We start from the raw sequence: 18883 nt of genomic DNA, 5'->3' as shown, positions 1-18883 counted from the left end.
CCCTCAGAACTGGTAGTACAAGAACGGGCTGAAGGTGCCGTTCGCGACCAGGATTGCGGCGTAGGCGAGGCCCACGGTCATCACGCCGATGCGCAGGCTCACCGCGGGGCGGCTGCGCGAGGACTCCAGCAGCGGACCGGTCACCGGATGCGTCGGCAGCAGCACCACGACGAGCGCGGCGAGCAGGATCACCAGGCGTTGGTTGGTCAGCGCGGCCGACACGACGTCGGTCAGGCCGGAGGAGTCCGGCAGGAACATGTGCCCGATCATCGGCAGCGCGTGCTCCATGTCGGCGGACTTGAAGAACACCCAGCCGAACACGACGAGCACCAGGGTCAGCACGCGCCGGCCGATGCGTGGCCACCGCGAATCCGGCGTCTGGTCCCAACGGAAAGCGCGCTCGATGATCAGCAGCGCGCCGTGGTAACAACCCCACACCAGGAACGTCCAGTTCGCCCCGTGCCAGAAGCCCGTCAGCACGAACACGATGCACAGGTTCCGGTACGTTTTCGCCGCGCCGTGGCGGTTGCCGCCCAGCGAGATGTACACGTAGTCCCGGAACCAGCGGGACAACGACATGTGCCAGCGCCGCCAGAATTCCGTCACGGTCACCGAAGAATACGGGCGCGCGAAGTTCTCGGGCAGCCGGAAGCCGAGCATCCGGCCGAGGCCGATGGCCATGTCGGAGTAGCCCGAGAAATCGAAGAACAGCTGCAGTGTGTAACCGACGGCGCCGAGCCAGGCCACGCCGAAGGTCATGTCGCCCGGTGAGGTGGAGAAACACGCTTCGACCATCGGGTTGAGCGAGTCGGCGATGATGGTTTTCTTGCACAGGCCCAAAGCGAACCGGGGGAAGCCCGCCGCGATGTCGTCAAGGCGGTGCGAACGCAGCTGCGGCAACTGGTCCGCGATTTCCCGGTAACGGACGATCGGGCCGGCCACCAGCTGCGGGAACATCGCGATGTAGGTCACGAACGAAACCGGATTTCGCAGCGCGGGCCGTTCCCCGCGATAGATGTCCACCACGTACGAAATGTGGTGGAAGGTGAAGAACGAGATCCCGATCGGCAGTGCCAGGTGCAGGACCGGGAAATCGCCGCCGAAAATCCGGGCGAAGTAGTCGAACTGCTGGGTGGCGAAACCGGCGTATTTCCAGATCACCAGTATCGCGACGTCGAAGACGATCACGGCGGTGACGAGCCGTCGCCGCCGTTTCGGCTTGAGCTCCCAGTCGTTGGGCTCCAGCGCCATCCCGACGACGAAGTTGACCACCATGCATGCCAGCAACAGCAAGGTGAACGCGCCGGCACCGCTGGCGTAGAACACCAGACTGCCGACCGCGATGATCCCGTTGCGCCAGGTCCGCGGCAGCGCGAGCACGGCGAGCAGCAACGCCGGCAGGAAGTACCACAGGAACAACGGCGAAACGAACGACATCGGTGCGCGGGCCCCCCATCGGAATCGGCCTGCTGACCTTAACCGACGCCGTTGGTCCCTCGGAGTGAATGTGGCTAGACGCGGCCCGCCTTGCGGCGGCGCCGCGCGACGTCGGCGAGTAGCACAGCGGCGGCGACCGAGGCGTTCAACGACTCGACCCCGGCGGCCATCGGGATGGACACCGTCAAATCGCAGGTTTCCCGCACCAGCCGGGACAATCCGCGGCCCTCGGACCCCAGCACGATCACCAGCGGATCGGTGGCCAGGTTCAGCCCGTCGATGTCCACGGTCCCGTCGGCGTCCAGGCCCGCGATCATCAGGCCCTTCGACGCCCACGACTTCAACTGACGGGTCAGGTTCGTCGCCACCCCGATCGGCAGCTTCGCCGCCGTTCCCGCGCTCGTGCGCCACGCGACGGCGGTGATGCCGGCGCTGCGCCGCGCGGGCAGCAGCACCCCGTGCGCACCGAAGGCGGCGGCCGAACGCACCACGGCGCCGAGGTTTCGTGGGTCGGTGACCCCGTCCAGCGCGACGAGCAGCGGCGGTTCGCCCGAGTCACGCGCGGCTTGGAGCAGGTCGTCCGGGTGGGAGTACTCGAACGGCGGCACCTGCAGGCCGAGGCCCTGGTGCACGGCCCGGTTCGTCTTGCGATCCAGCTCCTCGCGCGGGATCTCCAGGATCGAGATGCCCTTGTCCGCGGCCAGCCGCACGGCTTCGTTCACGCGATCGTCGGCGTCGATGTTCAACGCCACGTACAGCGTTGTGCCCGGCACGCCGGCGCGCAGCGCCTCGACCACCGGGTTGCGCCCGGCGATGATCTCCGGGGTGTCGGCCTTCTTTTCCCGGGAACGCTCGGCTTTCGCCGCCGCGGCCGCGCGGCGCTGTGCCGGGTGACCCGGTCGCATCTCCGCGCGCGGCGTCGGGCCCTTGCCTTCGAGGCTCTTGCGGACCTGGCCGCCGGAGCCCTTGACGGCGCCCTTCTTGGTACCGGGATTACGGGTCGCGCCCCGGCGTTTCGAGTTTCCAGCCATTGTTCCTATGCGTCCTTAACAGTCCACAAAGGACCATCCGGGGTGTCTTCGACCGTGATGCCGGCCTTGAGCAACCTGTCCCGCACCGCGTCGGCGCGCGCGAAGTCCTTGGTGGCGCGTGCTTCCTGCCGTTCGGCGAGCATGCCGTCCACGAGATCGGTCAGCGCCTGCCGCGCCGGGGTCTCGATGCCCGCCTGCTCGGCCCAGTCGGGCGAGAGCGGGTCCAGCCCGAGCACGCCCATCATCGCGCGCACCGAACCGGCCGCGACGCGCGCCGCCTGGTCGTTGCCGGCGTCGAGCGCCGCGTTGCCTTCGCGGACCACGTTGTGCACCGCCGCCACCGCTGCCGGTGTCGCGAGGTCGTCGTCCATCGCCGCGGAGAACTCCGGCGCGATCGTGCTCGGTGTGACCACACCGGTCCGCCCGGCGACCCGGCGCAGGAACTGCTCGATCCGCCGGTAGCCCTGTGCCGCTTCGGACAGCGCGCCGTCGGAGTACTCGATGGTGGACCGGTAATGCGGCTGGATCAGGTAGTAGCGCAGTTCGGCCGGGCGGTAGTCACGCAGCATCGCCTCGATCGACACCACGTTGCCCAGCGACTTCGACATCTTCTCGCCCGACAGCGTCACCCACGCGTTGTGCAGCCAGTACCGGGCGAACGGATCCCCGGCCGCCTGCGACTGGGCGCGCTCGTTCTCGTGGTGCGGGAAGACCAGGTCCACCCCGCCGCCGTGGATGTCGAACTCGGGGCCGAGGTAGTTGGTCGCCATCGCGGAGCATTCGAGATGCCAGCCAGGACGGCCCGCGCCCCATGGCGTCGGCCAGGCCGGCTCGCCCGGCTTCGCGCTCTTCCACAGTGTGAAGTCGCGCGGGTCCCGTTTGCCCTCCGCCACCGTCTCGCCCTGCTGCACCTCGTCGAGCTTCTGCCGCGACAGCGTGCCGTACTCGGGGAACGTGCTCACCGCGAAGTACACGTCGCCGCCCGCGGCGTACGCGTGCCCGCCGTCGATGAGGCGCTGCATCAGCTCGATCATCTGCGTGACGTGCCCGGTGGCCCGCGGCGCTATCGACGGCGGCAGGCAGCCCAACGTCGTGTACGCGTCCTCGAAGGCGCGCTCGTGCGTGAACGCCCACTCCCACCACGGCCGGTCGTGGTCGGCTGCCTTGGTGAGGATCTTGTCGTCGATGTCGGTCACGTTGCGCACGAACAGCACGTCGAGTCCACTGTGGACGAGCCAGCGGCGCAGCACGTCGTAGTTCAGGGCGCCGCGTACGTGCCCGATATGCGGAACGCCCTGCACGGTGGCCCCACACACATACACGGACGCCGTTCCGCTACGGGCGGGGTGAAATTCCCGCACGCTCCTGCTCGCGGTGTCGTAGAGGTGTAAGGCCACCCCGAAATGGTACGGGGCTCACCCACCCGGGGCTTTACAGCACCCCGTGCGCCCGTACCGCGGCCAGCAGCGCATCCGGCCGTTCGCTGGTCGGCAGCGGGTCGACCAGCGCGAACGCCGACCCCAGCGTCCTCGCGCCGCCGTCGGCCTCTTCGCTGTCGCCGACCATCAGCGCGTTTTCCGGCGCCGTGCCAAGCCGGTCGAGCAGGATCCGGAAAACCTCCGGATCGGGCTTGATCACCTTTTCCTCGAAGGAGAGCACGAACGCGTCGACGAACTCGTCCAGTCCGCGCGCGGTGAAGGCGGGGCGGATGTCGAAGGCGATGTTGCTCAGCACCCCGACCTTGACGCCCTTGCCCGCGACGGCCTTCAGCACCGTCTCGGTGTCCGGGTACGGGGTCCATTCGGCGGGATCGATGAGCCTGCCGTAGAGGGATTCGGCCTGTTCGGGATGCAGGCCGGACTTGCGCAGCACCTCGACGTAGATCTTGTGGTGCAGGGCCGGGTCGAGGTCGCGGTTGTCCCAGGCGAACTGGTACTCGGGATCCAGTTCGACCACTTGCCCGGACGGGGCGGTCATCCGCCGCATCAGTTCGGCCTGCTCGTCGATGTCGAGCGGGCGGCCGGTGTCGTCGGTGAGGTCGGTCAGCCAGGTCTCGTCCTGTTCGAGCCGGAACAGCGTGCCGGAGAAATCGAACATCACCGCCTGAATCGTCACAGCTCAAGGCTAACCGCGAACCGTCCGATCCGGCAGCGGTTGTGACTCACTCGGCGGCGAGCAACAGGGCGGTGGCCATCGCGGCGAGCCCTTCACCTCGACCGGTCAGGCCCAGCCCGTCGCTCGTCGTGCCACTGACGCTGACGGGCCCGCCCGCTGCTTCGCTGAGTACGCTTTGCGCCTCTTCGCGCCGTTTTCCGACGCGGGGCGCGTTGCCGACGACCTGGACCGACGCGTTGCCGAGCCGCCAGCCCTCGGCCTCGACGCGGCGGCGCACCTCTTCGAGCAGGGTGGCGCCGTGTGCTCCGGCCCAGCGGGGGTCGCCGGTGCCGAAGACGGCACCGAGATCACCGAGGCCCGCGGCCGCCAGCATCGCGTCGCACAGCGCGTGCGCCACGACGTCACCGTCGGAATGCCCCGCACAGCCGGAAACGCCCTCCCACAGCAGGCCGGCTATCCAGCATTCGCGGCCTTCTTCGATGGGATGGACGTCGACCCCGGTGCCGACCCTCACGCGTGCTCCTCACTCAGCAATGCTTCCGCGACCGCCACGTCGAACGGCGTCGCGAGCCGGATCCCGGCCGGATGCCCGGCGACCGTGCGCACCGTACCGGGAAGGTCTGTCAGCGGATCGATCCCGTTGGCGCAGGCTTCGCGCAGGATTCGCCGGGTGCAGGCGAACGGCGTCTGTGCGGTGCGCAGCCCCGAACGATCTTCGGTGGCCGCGATCACGCCGGCGGAGTCGATCAGTTTGACGGTGTCGGTGACGGGTAGGACCGGTAGAGCTGCTTCTGCCCCTTGCAGCACCACGTCCGTCACCGCGTGGAAGACCGTGGCGGGAACGAAGGCCCGCGCGGCCTCGTGTATCAAGATCACATCGGGTTCGCCGCGAGTCGCGGCGAAGGCGAGCCGGATGGATTCGGCCCGGGAAAAAGCAGCAGGCAGCACCCGGCACCGGTGTTCGGCGCCGGGCACTGCCTGGACGATCTGTCCGGCTTTGCCGACTTCCGCCGTGGGAACGGTGACGACTGCTTCGCTCACACAGCCCGCTTCGAGCAGGCCACGCACAGCGTGGGCCAGCAGCGGCTCACCGTGGACACGAACGGACACGTCCTGTCCACGGGCAATGACCAGCGCGACGACGTTCACGCGCTGCGCCTGCGCCACGGTCGGCTAAACCGCTGCTGTTTCCAGAACCTCGTCGAGGAGCGTCTCCGCCTTGCCCTCGTCGGTGCCCTCCGCCAGGGCTAGTTCACTCACCAGGATCTGCCGAGCCTTGGCCAGCATCCGCTTCTCACCAGCGGAAAGGCCACGGTCCTTCTCTCGCCGCCAGAGGTCGCGCACCACTTCGGCCACCTTGTTCACATCGCCGGAGGCGAGCTTCTCCAGGTTGGCCTTGTACCGACGAGACCAGTTCGTGGGCTCTTCGGTGTGGGGAGCACGCAGCACGTCGAAAACGCGGTTCAGACCATCCTGCCCGACGACGTCCCGCACACCGACGATCTCGGCGTTGTCTGCGGGCACGCGAACCGTGAGATCCCCTTGCGCGACCTTGAGGACGAGGTACTGCCTCTCCTCGCCCTTGATCACACGGGTCTCGATGGCTTCGATGAGTGCGGCACCGTGGTGCGGGTAGACGACGGTCTCTCCGACCTTGAAAACCATGTGTCCTCTGCCCCTTTCGCTGCCTCTATGTTACCACGCGGCGAGGGGGCCCACCTAACGGGCCGAGATCGTCCTCGCAGGTCAGGGCCCATGCCCGGGCCGGTCGAGGGGTTGACAAATCCACTTGCGGCGTGCTCATGCAGGTGGTTTGCCGGTTGATCACGAATCCACTGTGGACGGTCGCGGTGCGGGCAGTGGCACCGGGTTCCGCCTCGCTGTGAGTGCCCGGCTAGTCTGCGCAGTAGTAACGCGGGCTAGGAGGGACTGAAGACCGTGAGGCTGCAGAAACGTCGCGTGCTCACTTCGAGCGTGCTGGGTATCGGTGCCGCACTCGTGCTCGCCGGATGCGGTGCCGGCCAGATCACGCAGACCGACACGATGCTGCCGGCGGTCAACGGCGCGCTCGCGACGGCGGGCAAGCTCTCGCTGCGCAACGTGGGCATCACCAATCGCAACGACTGCGAGCAGGCCTACACAGCCGGTTCCAACGCGCCGCTCTCGCTCACCATCGCCAATGCGGGCGGCGCGGACGACGAGCTCGTCTCCGTCTCTTCGCCCAGCGCGTCGGGCGCGAACATCGCGGGCCAGAAGACGATCGTCGCCGGCAGCACGCTCGTGGTCGGCAACGCCGATGCGGCAGAGTCCGCCGGGACCGCCTCGTCCGCCGCGCCCACCTCCGGCGCCGGCGCGGCCACCGGCACCCCGGCGAAGGTCGGGCAGGCCACGATCGAGCTGCAGGGTCTCAAGTCCGTGATCTGGCCGGGCCAGCTCACCGCGGTCACCTTCGTCTTCCGCGACGCGGGTTCGGTGACCTTGCAGGTGCCGGTCGCCGCCCCGACGAAGACGCTGAGCTGCCAGCCGAGCCAACAGGCCGAAGCAGGTCACTGAGATTGTCGGTGGTGGGCGCTAGCGTCTGCTTCCGTGGTCAAGAAGGGCATCAGCTACCGCTGTGCGGAATGCGGGCACGAAGCCGCGAAATGGGTCGGCCGCTGCCCGGAATGTCAGGCGTGGGGCACGCTCGAGGAGCGTGGTGACGCACGCCCGGCGATAGCCAGGGTGGCCGCCGGCGCGCCCAGCGCCCCGGCAAGGCCGATCGCACAGGTCGATCTCGAAGCGGCGCGAGCGCGCCCGACCGGGGTCGGCGAGCTCGACCGGGTGCTCGGCGGCGGGCTCGTGCCGGGCGCTGTCGTCCTGCTCGCCGGGGAGCCCGGGGTCGGCAAGTCGACGTTGTTGCTGGAGGTCGCGTACCAGTGGGCGGCCACGGCTTCGGCGCCCGCGTTGTACGTCACGGGCGAGGAGTCGGCGGGCCAGGTGCGGCTGCGTGCCGAGCGCACCGGGAATCTGCACGACCGGATGTACCTGGCCGCGGAAAGCGATCTCGGCGCGATTCTGGGCCATGTGGACGCGGTGCGGCCCGGGGTGCTGATCGTGGACTCGGTGCAGACCATGGCTTCACCGCAGGCCGAAGGAGCGCCCGGTGGGGTCACGCAGGTTCGTGCGGTCACGGCCGGTCTGGTCGCGCTGGCGAAGGAACGGGGGCTTCCGATCGTGCTCGTCGGGCACGTCACCAAGGACGGTTCGGTGGCGGGCCCGCGGGTGCTGGAGCACCTCGTCGACGTGGTGCTCCAGTTCGAGGGCGACAGGCATTCCACGCTGCGGCTGGTGCGCGGCGTGAAGAACAGGTTCGGCGCCGCGGACGAGATCGGCTGTTTCGAACTGCGTGACGACGGGATCGTCGGGGTGCCGGACCCGTCCGGGATTTTCCTGAACAGGCATGCCGAAGCGGTGCCCGGCACGGCGATCACGGTCACGGTGGAGGGTAAGCGGCCGCTGCTGTGCGAGGTGCAGGCGCTGGTGTCCAAGAGCAGCCTGCCACAGCCACGCCGGGCGGTGAGCGGGCTCGATGCCGCGCGGATCGGGATGGTGCTGGCAGTGCTGGAGAAACGCGGCGGTGTCGCGTTCGGCACGCAGGACGTCTACGCGGCGACGGTCGGTGGGATGAAGGTCACCGAGCCCGCCGTGGATCTCGCCGTGGTGCTGGCGATCGCGTCCTCGCTGAACGACGTGGCGCTGTCCCCCCGGCTCGTTTCACTGGGAGAAGTGGGGCTGGCGGGGGAAATCCGCCGCGTCACCGGCGTCGGCAGGCGCCTCGCCGAGGCTGTGCGGCTCGGGTTCACGCACGCGATCGTCCCGCCGGACCCGGGCAAGCTGCCGGACGGGATCCGCGTGTTGGAGGTGGCGAACGTGGCGGAGGCGCTCAACGCGGCCACCCACGCCTGAGGATCAGCGCAGTTTCGCGGTGTCCGGGTCGACCGGGAACCGGTGCGGGCGCGGTGATCGTTTCGCCCGCACCGGCGTGGACGTCCTGGCGGTAGTCGGTGCCGGAAAGCCGGTAACCCCAGAAGTTCATCGGTTCGTCCGCGGGAGTTAAGACCGTGTGGGGGCCGAGGAAGCTCTGCGTGGTCACGTCCTTGGCCCCCACACACTGGTCACTGCGCTGCGAGCAGCTTCGCGCAGCGGATGAGCCCGATGTGCGAGTACGCCTGCGGGTGGTTGCCCAGCGAGCGCTCCGCGATCGGGTCGTACTGCTCGGGCAGCAGGCCGGTGGGGCCCGCGGCGTCCACCATCTGCTCGAAAAGTTCCTCGGCCTCGGTGCGGCGGCCGGTAAGCAGGTACGCCTCGATCAGCCAGGCCGCGCACAGGTGGAAACCGCCCTCGCCGCCGGGCAGGCCGTCGTCGCGCCGGTACCGGTACACGGTCGAACCGCTGCGTAGCTCGGCCTCGATCGCCGTCACCGTGGACTGGAAGCGCTCGTCGGATGGGTCGAGCAGCCCGGACAGGCCCACGAACAGCGAGGCCGCGTCCAGGTCGGTGCCGTCGTAGGCGGTGGTGAACGCCTGGACCTCGTCGTTCCAGCCGTTGGTCAGCACGTCGTTGGCGATCTCTTCGCGCAGCTCATGCCAGCCGACCGGGATCTCCCGCTCGTAGACCTCGCCGAGCTTGATCGCGCGGTCGATCGTCACCCAGCACATGACCCGCGAGTACACCCGGTGCCGCGGCACATGCCGCTCCTCCCAGATGCCGTGGTCGGCCTCGGACCAGCGCCGCGTGACCGCTTCGGCCATCGCGCGCACCATCTGCCAGTCGTGGTCGCGCAGCTCCCCGCGCGACCCGGCCAGCGCGCACACCAGCTCGACGACCGGGCCGAAGACGTCCAGCTGCACCTGGTGGTTGGCCAGGTTGCCGACGCGGACCGGCCGGGAACCGGCGTACCCGGGCAGCGTGTCGATGACCGCTTCGGCGCCGAGCGTGGTGCCGGCGAGCGTGTACAGCGGGTGCAGCCGTTCCGGGCCCGCGAGCGTGGCCAGCACGCCGTGCAGCCATTCCAGGTACCCGTCGGCTTCGGTCAGCGAACCCAGCCCGACCAGCTCGCGCACCGTCATCGACGCGTCGCGGACCCAGCAGTATCGGTAGTCCCAGTTGCGGACGCCGCCGATCTCCTCGGGCAACGAGGACGTGGCCGCGGCGAGCACACCGCCGGTGTCGGCGTTGCACAGCCCCCGCAGGGTCAGCGCCGAGCGGGCGACCAGCTCCGGCTCCACGCCGGGCAGCTTCAGCGCGGTCGCCCAATCACTCCAGTACTTGCCCGCGCGCTCACGACGCTCCACTTCGGACAGTTCGTGAGCGCCCAGTTCCGTTGTGCCGCAACGAAGTTCCAGGACGACCGGGCTCTCGGGCGTCGGCAGGACCACCGCTGTCGCGGTGTCGTGCAGGCCGTCGTTGGTGATCTCCCACTGCACCCCGGGCGCGCGCAGCACGATCGGCTCGGACGTGCCGACAACGCGCAGGCCCTCGGCTGCGGGCACCAGACTCACCGGCACCGCACCGAATTCCGGCCGCGGGGCGAAGGTGAGGGTGGCGGGGGCGGAGCCCGAGATCACCCGCACCAGATCGGTGCGGTGCGACGGGCCGTCAGGTTCCAGGTAGTCGGTGACCAGCAGCCGGGACCAGCGGGTCTCCACCGTCATGGTGTTCGGCAGGTAACGCTGGCCCAACGGCAAACCGTTGCGCTGCGCGGCATCCGCGCCCGGTTTGATGGAGAAATGCCCCGCGCCGGTACCACCGAGCAGATCGGCGAAAACCGCGGGCGCGTCCGGGCCGGGGTGGCACAGCCACGTCAGCCGGGCATCGGGGGTGAGCAGCGCGACCGAACGTTCATTGGCCAGCATGGACATCCGCTCGATGGGCGTCGCCTGCTCGCCGTAGAGCCAGTTGCGCCGCTCTTCGAGCACGAAGGCCAGCACGGTCGCGACGTCCTCGGTGCCGTGCACGTTGTACGAAGCCAGGGTCTCGCCGTCACCGACCTTGACGCCAAGGTCCGGGCCGGACAACCGGGCGAACGCCTTCTCGTCGGTCACGTCGTCGCCGAGGAAGATCGCCGCGGTGGCGCCGACCTGGTGGCGCAGCGTGTCCAGCGCGCGGCCTTTGTCCGTCTGGACGACGGCCAGCTCGACGACCTCCTTGCCGTCGGTGGTGGTCACGCCCTCCCACTTGCAAGGTCCACTGTGGACTTCGTCGAGCACGCGGACGGCGGCTTCCCGCTCCGCGCGGCGGACGTGCACCGCGATGCTCGCGGGCTTCACCTCCAGCTGCACCCCGGGTGTGCCCTGGGTCAGCCGCTCCAGCTCGGCCTCCAGTTTGCGGTGCAGCTCGCGCGCCTTGGCGTCGAGCGCGTGCACGAAGCCGATGTCGAACTCGGACCCGTGGCTGCCGACCAGGTGGACCTCGTGCGGCAGCCGGGACAGCGTCGCGAGGTCACGCAGGGCGCGGCCGGAGATCACCGCGGCCGTCGTTTCGTGCAACCCGGCAAGCGAACGCAGCGCACCCACCGACTCGGGCCGCGGTCGCGCCTCGTCCGGGTTGGTCACGATCGGCGCCAGGGTCCCGTCGTAGTCACACGCGACCAGTAGTCGCGGCGTGCGGGCGATCTGCACGATCGCACGGCGCAGCTCGGCGGGCAGGGACTCGGCGGTCACCACTCCTCCTTAAGGAGCTCAAAGCATCAATGTCGACAAGACGGGCGACTCAGGCAGCGGGTTCGGCACCAAGAGCTTCCAGGAACGACCGTGCCCACCGGTCCACGTCGTGCGTGAGGACCTGACGTCGCAGCGCACGCATCCGGCGTCTGCCCTCGGCAGGGTCGAGGGTAATGGCCGCTTCCAACGCGTTCTTAACCCCGTCCAGATCATGTGGATTGACCAGGAATGCACTGGTCAGCTCGGCGGCCGCGCCGGCGAACTCGGACAGCACGAGCGCGCCGCCGAGATCATGACGGCAGGCAACGTACTCCTTGCAGACCAAGTTCATCCCATCGCGCAACGGCGTCACGACCATCACGTCCGCGGCCGAGTAGAAGGCCGCCAGCTCCGTGCGGCTCACCGACTGGTGCAGATAATGCACCACCGGGTGACCGACGCGGGCGAACTCCCCGTTGATCCGGCCGACCATCTGCTCGATCTCGCTGCGCATCCGCTGGTAGTGCTCGACCCGTTCCCGGCTCGGCGTGGCGAGCTGTACGAACGTGACGTCCTCCGGGCGGACCCGGCCCTCGTGCAGCAGTTCGTGCAGCGCCTGCAGCCGCAGGTCGATGCCCTTGGTGTAGTCGAGTCGGTCGACCCCGAGCAGCACCGTCCGCGGATTGCCGAGGTCACGGCGGACCTGGCCGGCCCGCTCTATGACGTCCTTGCTCCTGGCGAGCGTGTCGAGCCCGGCCGCGTCGATCGAGATGGGGAAGGCGCCGACGCGCACCGTCCGGTTTCCGACCTGCATCATGCCGGGCCGGGACCGGACGCCGACCGCGCCGCGGCTGGGCTCCAGCCCGACCAGGGTGCGAGCCAGCCACAGGAAGTTCTGCGCGCCGCCGGGCCGGTGGAACCCGACCAGGTCGGCACCGATCAGCCCGCGCACGATCTCGGCCCGCCACGGCAGCTGCATGAACAGCTCCACCGGCGGGAACGGGATGTGCAGGAAGAAGCCGATGCGCAGGTCGGGGCGCAGTTCGCGGAGCATGCTCGGCACCAGCTGGAGTTGGTAGTCCTGCACCCACACCGTGGCACCGTCGGCCGCGACCTTCGCGCTCGCCTCGGCGAAGCGGCGGTTGACCTTGACGTAGCTCTCCCACCAGCTGCGGTCGAACACCGGGCGGGCGACGACGTCGTGGTACAGCGGCCACAGGGTCGCGTTGGAGAAGCCCTCGTAGTAGTCGCGAACGTCCTCGGCGGTCAGCATGACCGGGTACAGGACCATGCCCTCGTCGCTGAACGGGTCGACGTCGACACCCGGGACGCCGGGCCAGCCGACCCAGGCCCCCTTGCGTGAGCGCAGGAACGGCTCCAGCGCGGACACCAGCCCACCCGGGCTCGCCGTCCACCGCTGGGAGCCGTCGGTCGACCGTTCCAGGTCCACCGGCAGGCGGTTGGCGACCACGACGAAATCCGCCGAGGCCTGCCCGATCTCTGACTCACTCACGCTTGCTGCTCCTTGCCCATTCGAGCGCGGCACCCCAGAAACACTATCTCGTTCCGAGCGGGGGAAGTTGTCCGCGAGGTGGCTGGCCCGGCTACTCCAGACGTCCCTCCGAGGGCCTGAGTGGGCCGGCCATCCGCGGGCCCGCGAGCTTGCGTTCCAGCCTGCCGAGCCCGGTGCGCACCGGCTGGGCCAGGTATTCGCCGAGTACCACGCCGGCGGCCAGCGCAAGCCCGATCGTGACCGCCTGCATCAGTGTGGACACGTTCCCACCGCCCTGGGTGGCCAGCTCGTACAGGCCACGGTACGTGGACAGACCGGGCAACAGGGGCGTGATGCCGGACACGGCCACCACCAGCGGGGTGACCTTCAGCCGGCGCGACAGCACACCGCCGCAGAACCCGACGAGCGTCGCCGCGACCGCGGACGAGGTGATCTGGTCGAAGTCGGCAAGCACGAGGGCGCCGTACACCCCGGCCCCGATCGCGCCGGCCGCGGCGGCCACGAGCAGGGAGCGCAGCGTGGAGTAACTGCCGAGGGCGAAGCACGCGGCCGTGCCGGCGCCCGCGACGATCATCACCGGCAGCGCCAACGCGGTCTGCGTCGGTATCTCGGGCTCGACCTGCGTGAAGCCGAGCGCCTTGGCGATGTTCAGCGCCAGTGCCACGCCGGTGATCAGCCCGGCACTCATCAACGCCGTTTCCATGGTGCGGCCCGCCGCGGTGACGTTGTAGCCGGTGATGGCGTCCTGCACGGCGGAGACCGTGGACAGCCCGGACAGCAACACGGTGATCGCCGCAGCGGCGACGAGCGTGGAGAATCGGGTGGGTACCAGCCCGGTCTCCACGATCAGCGTGGCCAGCCCGGTGGCGACCAGACCGCCGACGGCCTGCTGGAAGAAGAACGGCAGGGCGTACTTGTTCAGCTGCCTGCCCAGCCGGTCGACCAGCGAGGAGATCACCAGCGCACCGACGGCGATGGAGACGCTGCCGCCGATGAGCAGGGTGATGAAGAAGGCCATCCCGCCCCAGGCCAGCGTGGCCACCCAGCGGGGGTACGGGTGTGGGGCGGTCGTGATCCGGTGCAGCTCGGTGTACGCCTGCTCGGCGCCGAGGTTGCCGCGGGTGATCTGCTGCACGAGCATCTCGGTCTGGGACAGGCGGGTGTAGTCCAGACTGCGGGACCGCACGACGCGCAGCGCGCTCACCGGGGCCATGCCGGTGCCGCGGTGGCAGGTGACGGTGATCGACGTGAAAATGACGTCGACCTCGCAATGCGGCAGACCGAGCGCCGACGTCAGCGCGATGATCGTCGCCGTCACGTCCGAGGCGCCGGCCCCGCTCGCCATCTGGACTTCACCGATGCGCAGGGCGAGATCCAGCACGAAGTTGACCGTGGCGTCGTCGGGCAGCGCGGGCCCGTACTCGGCGCCGGACTCTACAACCGGGAACTCTCCGGTCGGCGCTTCGAGGATGTGCCACGCCCGCCGCCGCGGTTCGTTCGACCTCTTGCGCCGGTGCTGTTTTTCGACGTTCTGCTCCTGGGGCGCCTCCAGGATGTGCCAGCCGCGCCGCCGGGTCACCGGGCCCCGGGCGCGCTGGTTGTTCTTCATTGGCCCTCCACTCCGTAATGGGATCCCGGAGCAGGCGTGCACGGGTTCCCCGGTGAGCATCGCCACGCCCCCGCCCGCCGTTGCAAGGGAGCAACCGTGGCGTGCGCCACGTGGTCGATCATCCACGAAACAGCCGGTGGCGGCAGCGGTCGCGCGTCAGGGCTGCCGATATGATGAGCGCGCGCCGGGTTGTTCTCGATGACAGCCGGGCCGGCCGACTTAGCTCAGTTGGTAGAGCAGCTGTCTTGTAAACAGCAGGTCAGGGGTTCGAGTCCCCTAGTCGGCTCCAGAAAACCACCTCTGAACAGCGGAAATAGGATTTTCAAGATCGACTGTCGCGAGACAGCAGGTCCAGGGAAACACTCGAACATCGTTCGCATTCAAAGGGTGGGCTTGACCTGGGGTTTTGGTTGTTTCGCGGCTGGCTGCTTGTGGTTATGGGGGTTGACGGGGGCTCGAGGGGGGCCCGGGAATTCTCGTGCCCTCCCGCGAATAGCGGTTTTCGGACATTGCTAGCGTTTTTCTTAGGTGGCAACGAAAACGCGGTAAGTTGGCCAGGGGGAGTGATCTGCACGGGCTCGTTCCTGTGAGTGTTCGCCGTCGGCGGCGAGGAGGTCGGGCCCCTGGCGGGTGTCCGGTTCGAGCGAGCTGTGTCGGTAACGAGTCTGCCCAGGCTCGTGCGGCTGAGGTCTCACTGATGTCGGCGAGTGTGGCGGTTCTCGTCGGTGTGCGGATTATGAGGCTCGGTGCCATGAAGTCTGGAGTTCGGAACGCGTTGAGCAGGTCGGAACTGCAAGCTGTCGTTCGTTGCGACGCGGTGAGTCCGGTTGTAAGAGTCCAGAGACGCGATCGCGTGAGACGCGCTTAGTCGCTTGGAGGCTTCCACGGCTGCAGCGATTATTGCGTAAAGATGCAGCGTTTATTACACCCAGTATGCAATAAACGCTGCGCAGGTGTGTAACAAGCGCTGTGAAGAGTGTACGCTGTGGGTGTGGAGATGAAGGAGGCCCTTGAACTGCTCGGCAGCTTCATGGCCGAGCAGTGGGGGCTTGTCACCTCCAAGCAGGCCAGTGGTCTCGGGGTTGATGCGGTGACCCTGTTTCGGCTCAAGGAAGCTGGCTTTCTCGAGCAGGTGCGCCGCGGGGTATACGCGGGCACTGCAGCGAGAGACACAGGAACGTGGGAAGAGCAGGCGGCCTGGCTCGCGCTGCGCCCAGACGTTCCCGGATGGGAACGAGACCCGCTCCACAACGACGACGGGGTGATGTCTCACGGCACCGCGGCCCGTCTGCATGGCTTCGGTGACCTCACCAACAGTGAGATCGCTATGACCACACCCCGTCGGCGGACGAGCCGTGACCCTGATCTGCGATTCAAGGCCGCCAAGCTGGAACCCGTCGACGTCACGTTGATCGACGGCCTACCGGCTACCACTGTCCTGCGCACGGTATGCGACCTGCTTGACCAGCGCATCGACGCAAGTCACGTCGCCACGATCATCAAACAGGCGGTCTTGGCTGATCAACTGCGCCTGGACGCGTTGGCCGAACGCATAGCCCCCTTCGCCCGCCGATACCGCGTGCGCCCTGGCGATGGGGACGCCCTGCTTGAGCATCTCCTCGAGCAGATTGGGGTAAGTGTGTCCGATCTTCTGGTCCGCCCGGCTCCGGCGCCCATGCAGATTGCGGCCGCGAGTCAGGCACTCGCGCGGATGGCGCTAGCTCAGGAACCTGCGACAGCTGTCCAAAACATCACCGCGCTTGGCGGCTACTGGGCCAAGCAAAATGCAGACTCCGTGAACTTCCTGCGGAGCGTGCACGAGAGGCTTGACGGCGTTGCCCAAGCTCAGCAGTTCTTCAGAAATGCTCCACGACTTGAGGAAGCACGCACCGTGGCAGAGTTCGCTCGCCGCGCCAACCAGATGGCCAGCGAAATGCCCGTGGTTTCTGCATTGCCAGCGATCACTGCGCTGCAGGAGAACCTGCGAGCCCAGTATGCGGGCATCAACGCGGCGCTCGCTCAGCAAGCGATTGTCAACCCCATCAACGGGATCTCCGAGGCGATCAATCGGAGCGTGTACGCCAACCTCGGTGCGGTGATCGCAAGTCTGCAAATCCCGCAGGCGAGTGCCTATCGCACTCCGGCTGAAGAAGATCCAGACGGTCAGGATCGCGCGAACTGTGACGAAACTACGGAATCCAACGATTAGTGACCATGCCTGTTGAACGTCCGTGGTCGCCGAGGACCTACAGTCGATCGTTGAAAGACCGTGCCAAAAACGCGGCGAAGATCACCGGCATCCCTGCCAGTGAACTTGTTGACCTGCATTTCCATCGCCGGCTCCTGGCCCGCGTCTTCCACGCGGCGCCGGATTTCTGGGTCCTCAAAGGCGGCCAGGCATTGCTGATGCGGTGGCCAACCGCCCGCTACTCCACCGATATCGACCTGCTGAGCACCCAGGCCACCACCGACGCCGCAGTCGAGGACCTGATCAGGGCGGCGTCAACGGAACTCGACGACTCAATCCGCTTTGAGCATCACGACACCACCGCACAAACGCACGTCGAGAGACCAACTCGCACGGTGCGGTTTCGGGCGATGCTCGGCAACACTGTGCTCAAATGGGTCAGCGTTGATGTCGTTGTATCCGATTACCAGCCCCGCGGGGCTATCACGACCGAACCACTCGAGGCACCATTCGCGACCGACTGCACCACCTGGCCGGCAGTGAGGATCTTCCCAATCGAGGACCACATCGCCGAGAAGCTCTGTGCGATGTACGAGCGGTACCGGTCAACTGGCAACACCTCCAGCCGATACAAGGACCTCGCCGACCTGGTCCTGATAGCACTGAAATCGTCAGTTGACGGTGTCCGGATGCATGCCACGCTCCAGCACGAGATCCAACGCCGCGAGAAACGTGGGATCAAACTGGTCTTCCCGTCCACTTTCGACGTCCCCGACAGTTCATGGATCGCCGGTTACCGTAACGTCGCGAAAGATATCCGCGAACTGCCCGCCGAGATGATGACCTTGGAAGGCGTACGGGACTTCGCGGGCGCATTCATTACCCCGTTGCTGGCCGCCAGCGCCCCCAACGGCGACTGGAGTTCAACGCACCGTAAATGGTGCTGACTATGACCATTCGGGTCGAAGCCGGTGGGCCCTAGGTGCTGTCACAGGTGGTAGCTCTGGACCTGCTTGGTGAACTCGGCGGCCGCTTGGCGAAGTTCGGTGGTGATGCGGGTTTCCCGGTTTCCGTCCATTGTGGATTCTGGGCTGGAGAAACCGAGGTCGGCGTCGCCAAAAAGCGAGGTTTCCATGTCGACCTTACCAAGGACGAAGCCGTGCAATCTCCGACGGAAATTCCAGTCGGGGCAACTGAAACAGAACTGCAGATCGCGACACAAGTGATCGAGATTCTTGTCATTCGCGATCACGTCCGAGTAAAACATTATGCTGCGACTCCGTATGACAGCACTCACGGGCGACAGTTTCGGCTACTTCTCGTTGCTCACCCAGAAGAATGGGAAGCGTTCTCGGAAACGAGAGCCCGCAGGGAGGACCGAGGCGAGCCAGCCCTAGCATCAGCGAACCTCCCACGGAGGCTGCCTGCCAGAAGCCCGAGATCCCCTTCGAACAGGACAGGATCGCGACGACCCGCCCTGAGCTCGGGATTGTCTGTTGACCGTGTCGCAGGCCATGTGGGAGCACTCGTACGCAGCGGCCGTGTTCATGCCGTTGGCTTGGTTAGCGCGGCGATGGCGTCGAGGTCGGCGCGCAGTTGGGTGGCGCATCTTTATCGAGCTCGCCCGGCGCGTTGGCGATGCCACCGTCCAGGCCTCATCGGCGAGGTGGTCTGCGGTAACACTGGCCCGTCGGATGCCTTTGCGGATCAGGAGTGCGGGCGCGGTGGGTCTGGTCGTGGTTGAGCAGTGCTATGCCGATGCCGGTGATGACTTCGCGGAGATCGACTGCGAAGTCGGGGTTGACGGCGCCGAGGCGTGCCGCGGTGGCGAAGGTGGAGATCATGAGGCCGACGTCGGCGGGGTCGAGTGGGATCCGGGATAGGGCATCGTCGTTGGCGTCGGTTTCGCGCATCGACATGTCGCGTGTTCGTGATCAAGCGTTACAGCGGCTGGATGGCGCAGGTTGCTAGATCGATCCCTTTTTCGGCTTCTCGGTGCGTTCTTGTGGGTTGATCAGCTTGCTTATAGATCATGAATCATGAATTAATGGCGTTGCTTGAGTGTCCTGCTGAGCGTCGGGTGTCGGTGGGGGGGCGACGCGACCGCCTTGCTGAACTCATTGAGGGTTGCAGCCATCATCCTCGACGAGAACGGTCCTCCTTTCGCTCCTGCTCAGCTGTAGGCGACGGTGAGGGCTCCGTTGCCGCTGTTCCAGCTGATGGTGCCGTGCTGGAAGTCGTGGCGCCGTCCGCCGGTGATGGCGTATTCGTCCCGGACGGGGTAGCCGAGCGCGCTGGTTTCCCAGCCGA

17 protein-coding genes and 1 tRNA gene are annotated in these 18883 nt (G+C 67.4%); 5 read left to right on the top strand and 13 right to left on the bottom strand.

Annotated features, from left to right (window positions below; genetic code table 11):
* Window positions 1-3 precede the first annotated feature (3 nt).
* The 7 genes from VHD82_RS24390 to VHD82_RS24360 all read right to left on the bottom strand — a co-directional run bounded on the left by VHD82_RS24390 (window position 4) and on the right by VHD82_RS24360 (window position 6248).
* Window positions 4-1437, bottom strand: a complete 1434-nt coding sequence (locus tag VHD82_RS24390; protein ID WP_325708334.1) for an MBOAT family protein — start codon at window positions 1435-1437, stop codon at window positions 4-6.
* A 74-nt stretch (window positions 1438-1511) separates the two neighbouring features.
* A complete protein-coding gene (gene rlmB / locus VHD82_RS24385; protein WP_325708331.1) occupies window positions 1512-2468 on the bottom strand; it encodes a 23S rRNA (guanosine(2251)-2'-O)-methyltransferase RlmB in 957 nt (318 codons plus the stop codon).
* 5 nt (window positions 2469-2473) lie between these two features.
* Window positions 2474-3865, bottom strand: coding sequence for a cysteine--tRNA ligase (cysS, locus tag VHD82_RS24380; protein ID WP_325708328.1), 1392 nt, complete (start codon window positions 3863-3865; stop codon window positions 2474-2476).
* 34 nt (window positions 3866-3899) lie between these two features.
* Window positions 3900-4583, bottom strand: a complete 684-nt coding sequence (locus VHD82_RS24375) for an HAD-IA family hydrolase (protein ID WP_325708325.1) — start codon at window positions 4581-4583, stop codon at window positions 3900-3902.
* A 46-nt stretch (window positions 4584-4629) separates the two neighbouring features.
* Window positions 4630-5097 carry a 2-C-methyl-D-erythritol 2,4-cyclodiphosphate synthase gene (ispF, locus tag VHD82_RS24370; RefSeq protein WP_325708322.1) on the bottom strand — a complete coding sequence of 156 codons (468 nt, stop codon included), beginning with the start codon at window positions 5095-5097 and terminating at the stop codon, window positions 4630-4632.
* The gene (locus VHD82_RS24365) at window positions 5094-5732 is read right to left on the bottom strand and encodes an IspD/TarI family cytidylyltransferase (protein WP_325708319.1); all 639 of its coding nucleotides are present in this window, start codon (window positions 5730-5732) and stop codon (window positions 5094-5096) included. The genes ispF and VHD82_RS24365 overlap by 4 nt, the downstream gene beginning before the upstream one ends.
* A gap of 24 nt (window positions 5733-5756) precedes the next feature.
* Window positions 5757-6248 carry a CarD family transcriptional regulator gene (locus VHD82_RS24360; RefSeq protein ID WP_144586914.1) on the bottom strand — a complete coding sequence of 164 codons (492 nt, stop codon included), beginning with the start codon at window positions 6246-6248 and terminating at the stop codon, window positions 5757-5759.
* Between the two features lie 273 nt (window positions 6249-6521).
* Here VHD82_RS24360 and VHD82_RS24355 point away from each other — a divergent pair, with 273 nt between their 5' ends.
* Entirely contained in the window at window positions 6522-7136 is a 615-nt protein-coding gene (locus tag VHD82_RS24355; RefSeq protein WP_325708310.1) for a hypothetical protein, read from the top strand.
* A gap of 33 nt (window positions 7137-7169) precedes the next feature.
* Complete coding sequence (gene radA / locus VHD82_RS24350) at window positions 7170-8528, top strand: DNA repair protein RadA (RefSeq protein ID WP_325708308.1); 1359 nt, start codon at window positions 7170-7172, stop codon at window positions 8526-8528.
* A 209-nt stretch (window positions 8529-8737) separates the two neighbouring features.
* Here the strand turns inward: radA and otsB are convergent, their stop codons facing one another.
* From otsB to VHD82_RS24335, 3 genes are all read right to left on the bottom strand, one after another.
* Window positions 8738-11284: a trehalose-phosphatase gene (gene otsB, locus VHD82_RS24345; protein WP_325708305.1), complete on the bottom strand. Its 2547-nt coding sequence runs from the start codon at window positions 11282-11284 to the stop codon at window positions 8738-8740.
* Window positions 11285-11333: 49 nt separating this feature from the next.
* The gene (locus VHD82_RS24340; protein WP_325708301.1) at window positions 11334-12776 is read right to left on the bottom strand and encodes a trehalose-6-phosphate synthase; all 1443 of its coding nucleotides are present in this window, start codon (window positions 12774-12776) and stop codon (window positions 11334-11336) included.
* Between the two features lie 91 nt (window positions 12777-12867).
* On the bottom strand, window positions 12868-14385 hold the full coding sequence (locus VHD82_RS24335) for a threonine/serine ThrE exporter family protein (RefSeq protein WP_325708298.1): 1518 nt from the start codon (window positions 14383-14385) through the stop codon (window positions 12868-12870).
* Between the two features lie 213 nt (window positions 14386-14598).
* On the opposite strand from VHD82_RS24335, the gene VHD82_RS24330 reads away from it, so the two are divergent.
* The 3 genes from VHD82_RS24330 to VHD82_RS24320 all read left to right on the top strand — a co-directional run bounded on the left by VHD82_RS24330 (window position 14599) and on the right by VHD82_RS24320 (window position 17520).
* Window positions 14599-14674, top strand: a tRNA-Thr gene (locus VHD82_RS24330).
* A 708-nt stretch (window positions 14675-15382) separates the two neighbouring features.
* On the top strand, window positions 15383-16594 hold the full coding sequence (locus tag VHD82_RS24325) for a type IV toxin-antitoxin system AbiEi family antitoxin domain-containing protein (protein WP_325708337.1): 1212 nt from the start codon (window positions 15383-15385) through the stop codon (window positions 16592-16594).
* 50 nt (window positions 16595-16644) lie between these two features.
* The gene (locus VHD82_RS24320) at window positions 16645-17520 is read left to right on the top strand and encodes a nucleotidyl transferase AbiEii/AbiGii toxin family protein (protein ID WP_325708295.1); all 876 of its coding nucleotides are present in this window, start codon (window positions 16645-16647) and stop codon (window positions 17518-17520) included.
* Between the two features lie 41 nt (window positions 17521-17561).
* Here the strand turns inward: VHD82_RS24320 and VHD82_RS24315 are convergent, their stop codons facing one another.
* The 3 genes from VHD82_RS24315 to VHD82_RS24305 all read right to left on the bottom strand — a co-directional run.
* Window positions 17562-17825: a hypothetical protein gene (locus VHD82_RS24315; RefSeq protein ID WP_325708292.1), complete on the bottom strand. Its 264-nt coding sequence runs from the start codon at window positions 17823-17825 to the stop codon at window positions 17562-17564.
* 403 nt (window positions 17826-18228) lie between these two features.
* The gene (locus VHD82_RS24310; protein WP_325708289.1) at window positions 18229-18486 is read right to left on the bottom strand and encodes a hypothetical protein; all 258 of its coding nucleotides are present in this window, start codon (window positions 18484-18486) and stop codon (window positions 18229-18231) included.
* Between the two features lie 260 nt (window positions 18487-18746).
* The coding region (locus VHD82_RS24305; protein ID WP_325706519.1) for a hypothetical protein at window positions 18747-18883 on the bottom strand (137 nt) is incomplete at its 5' end.

The organism is Amycolatopsis sp. (assembly GCF_035546795.1).
GTDB lineage: Bacteria > Actinomycetota > Actinomycetes > Mycobacteriales > Pseudonocardiaceae > Amycolatopsis_E.
This window is presented reverse-complemented; position numbering and strand designations above follow the sequence as displayed.

Coding starts and splice junctions, on each gene's coding strand:
- VHD82_RS24310 (WP_325708289.1), bottom strand. CDS start 18,486: ATGCGCGAAACCGACGCCAACGACGATGCCCTATCCCGGATCCCACTC.
- VHD82_RS24360 (WP_144586914.1), bottom strand. CDS start 6,248: ATGGTTTTCAAGGTCGGAGAGACCGTCGTCTACCCGCACCACGGTGCC.
- VHD82_RS24390 (WP_325708334.1), bottom strand. CDS start 1,437: ATGTCGTTCGTTTCGCCGTTGTTCCTGTGGTACTTCCTGCCGGCGTTG.
- rlmB (WP_325708331.1), bottom strand. CDS start 2,468: ATGGCTGGAAACTCGAAACGCCGGGGCGCGACCCGTAATCCCGGTACC.
- VHD82_RS24335 (WP_325708298.1), bottom strand. CDS start 14,385: ATGAAGAACAACCAGCGCGCCCGGGGCCCGGTGACCCGGCGGCGCGGC.
- VHD82_RS24325 (WP_325708337.1), top strand. CDS start 15,383: ATGAAGGAGGCCCTTGAACTGCTCGGCAGCTTCATGGCCGAGCAGTGG.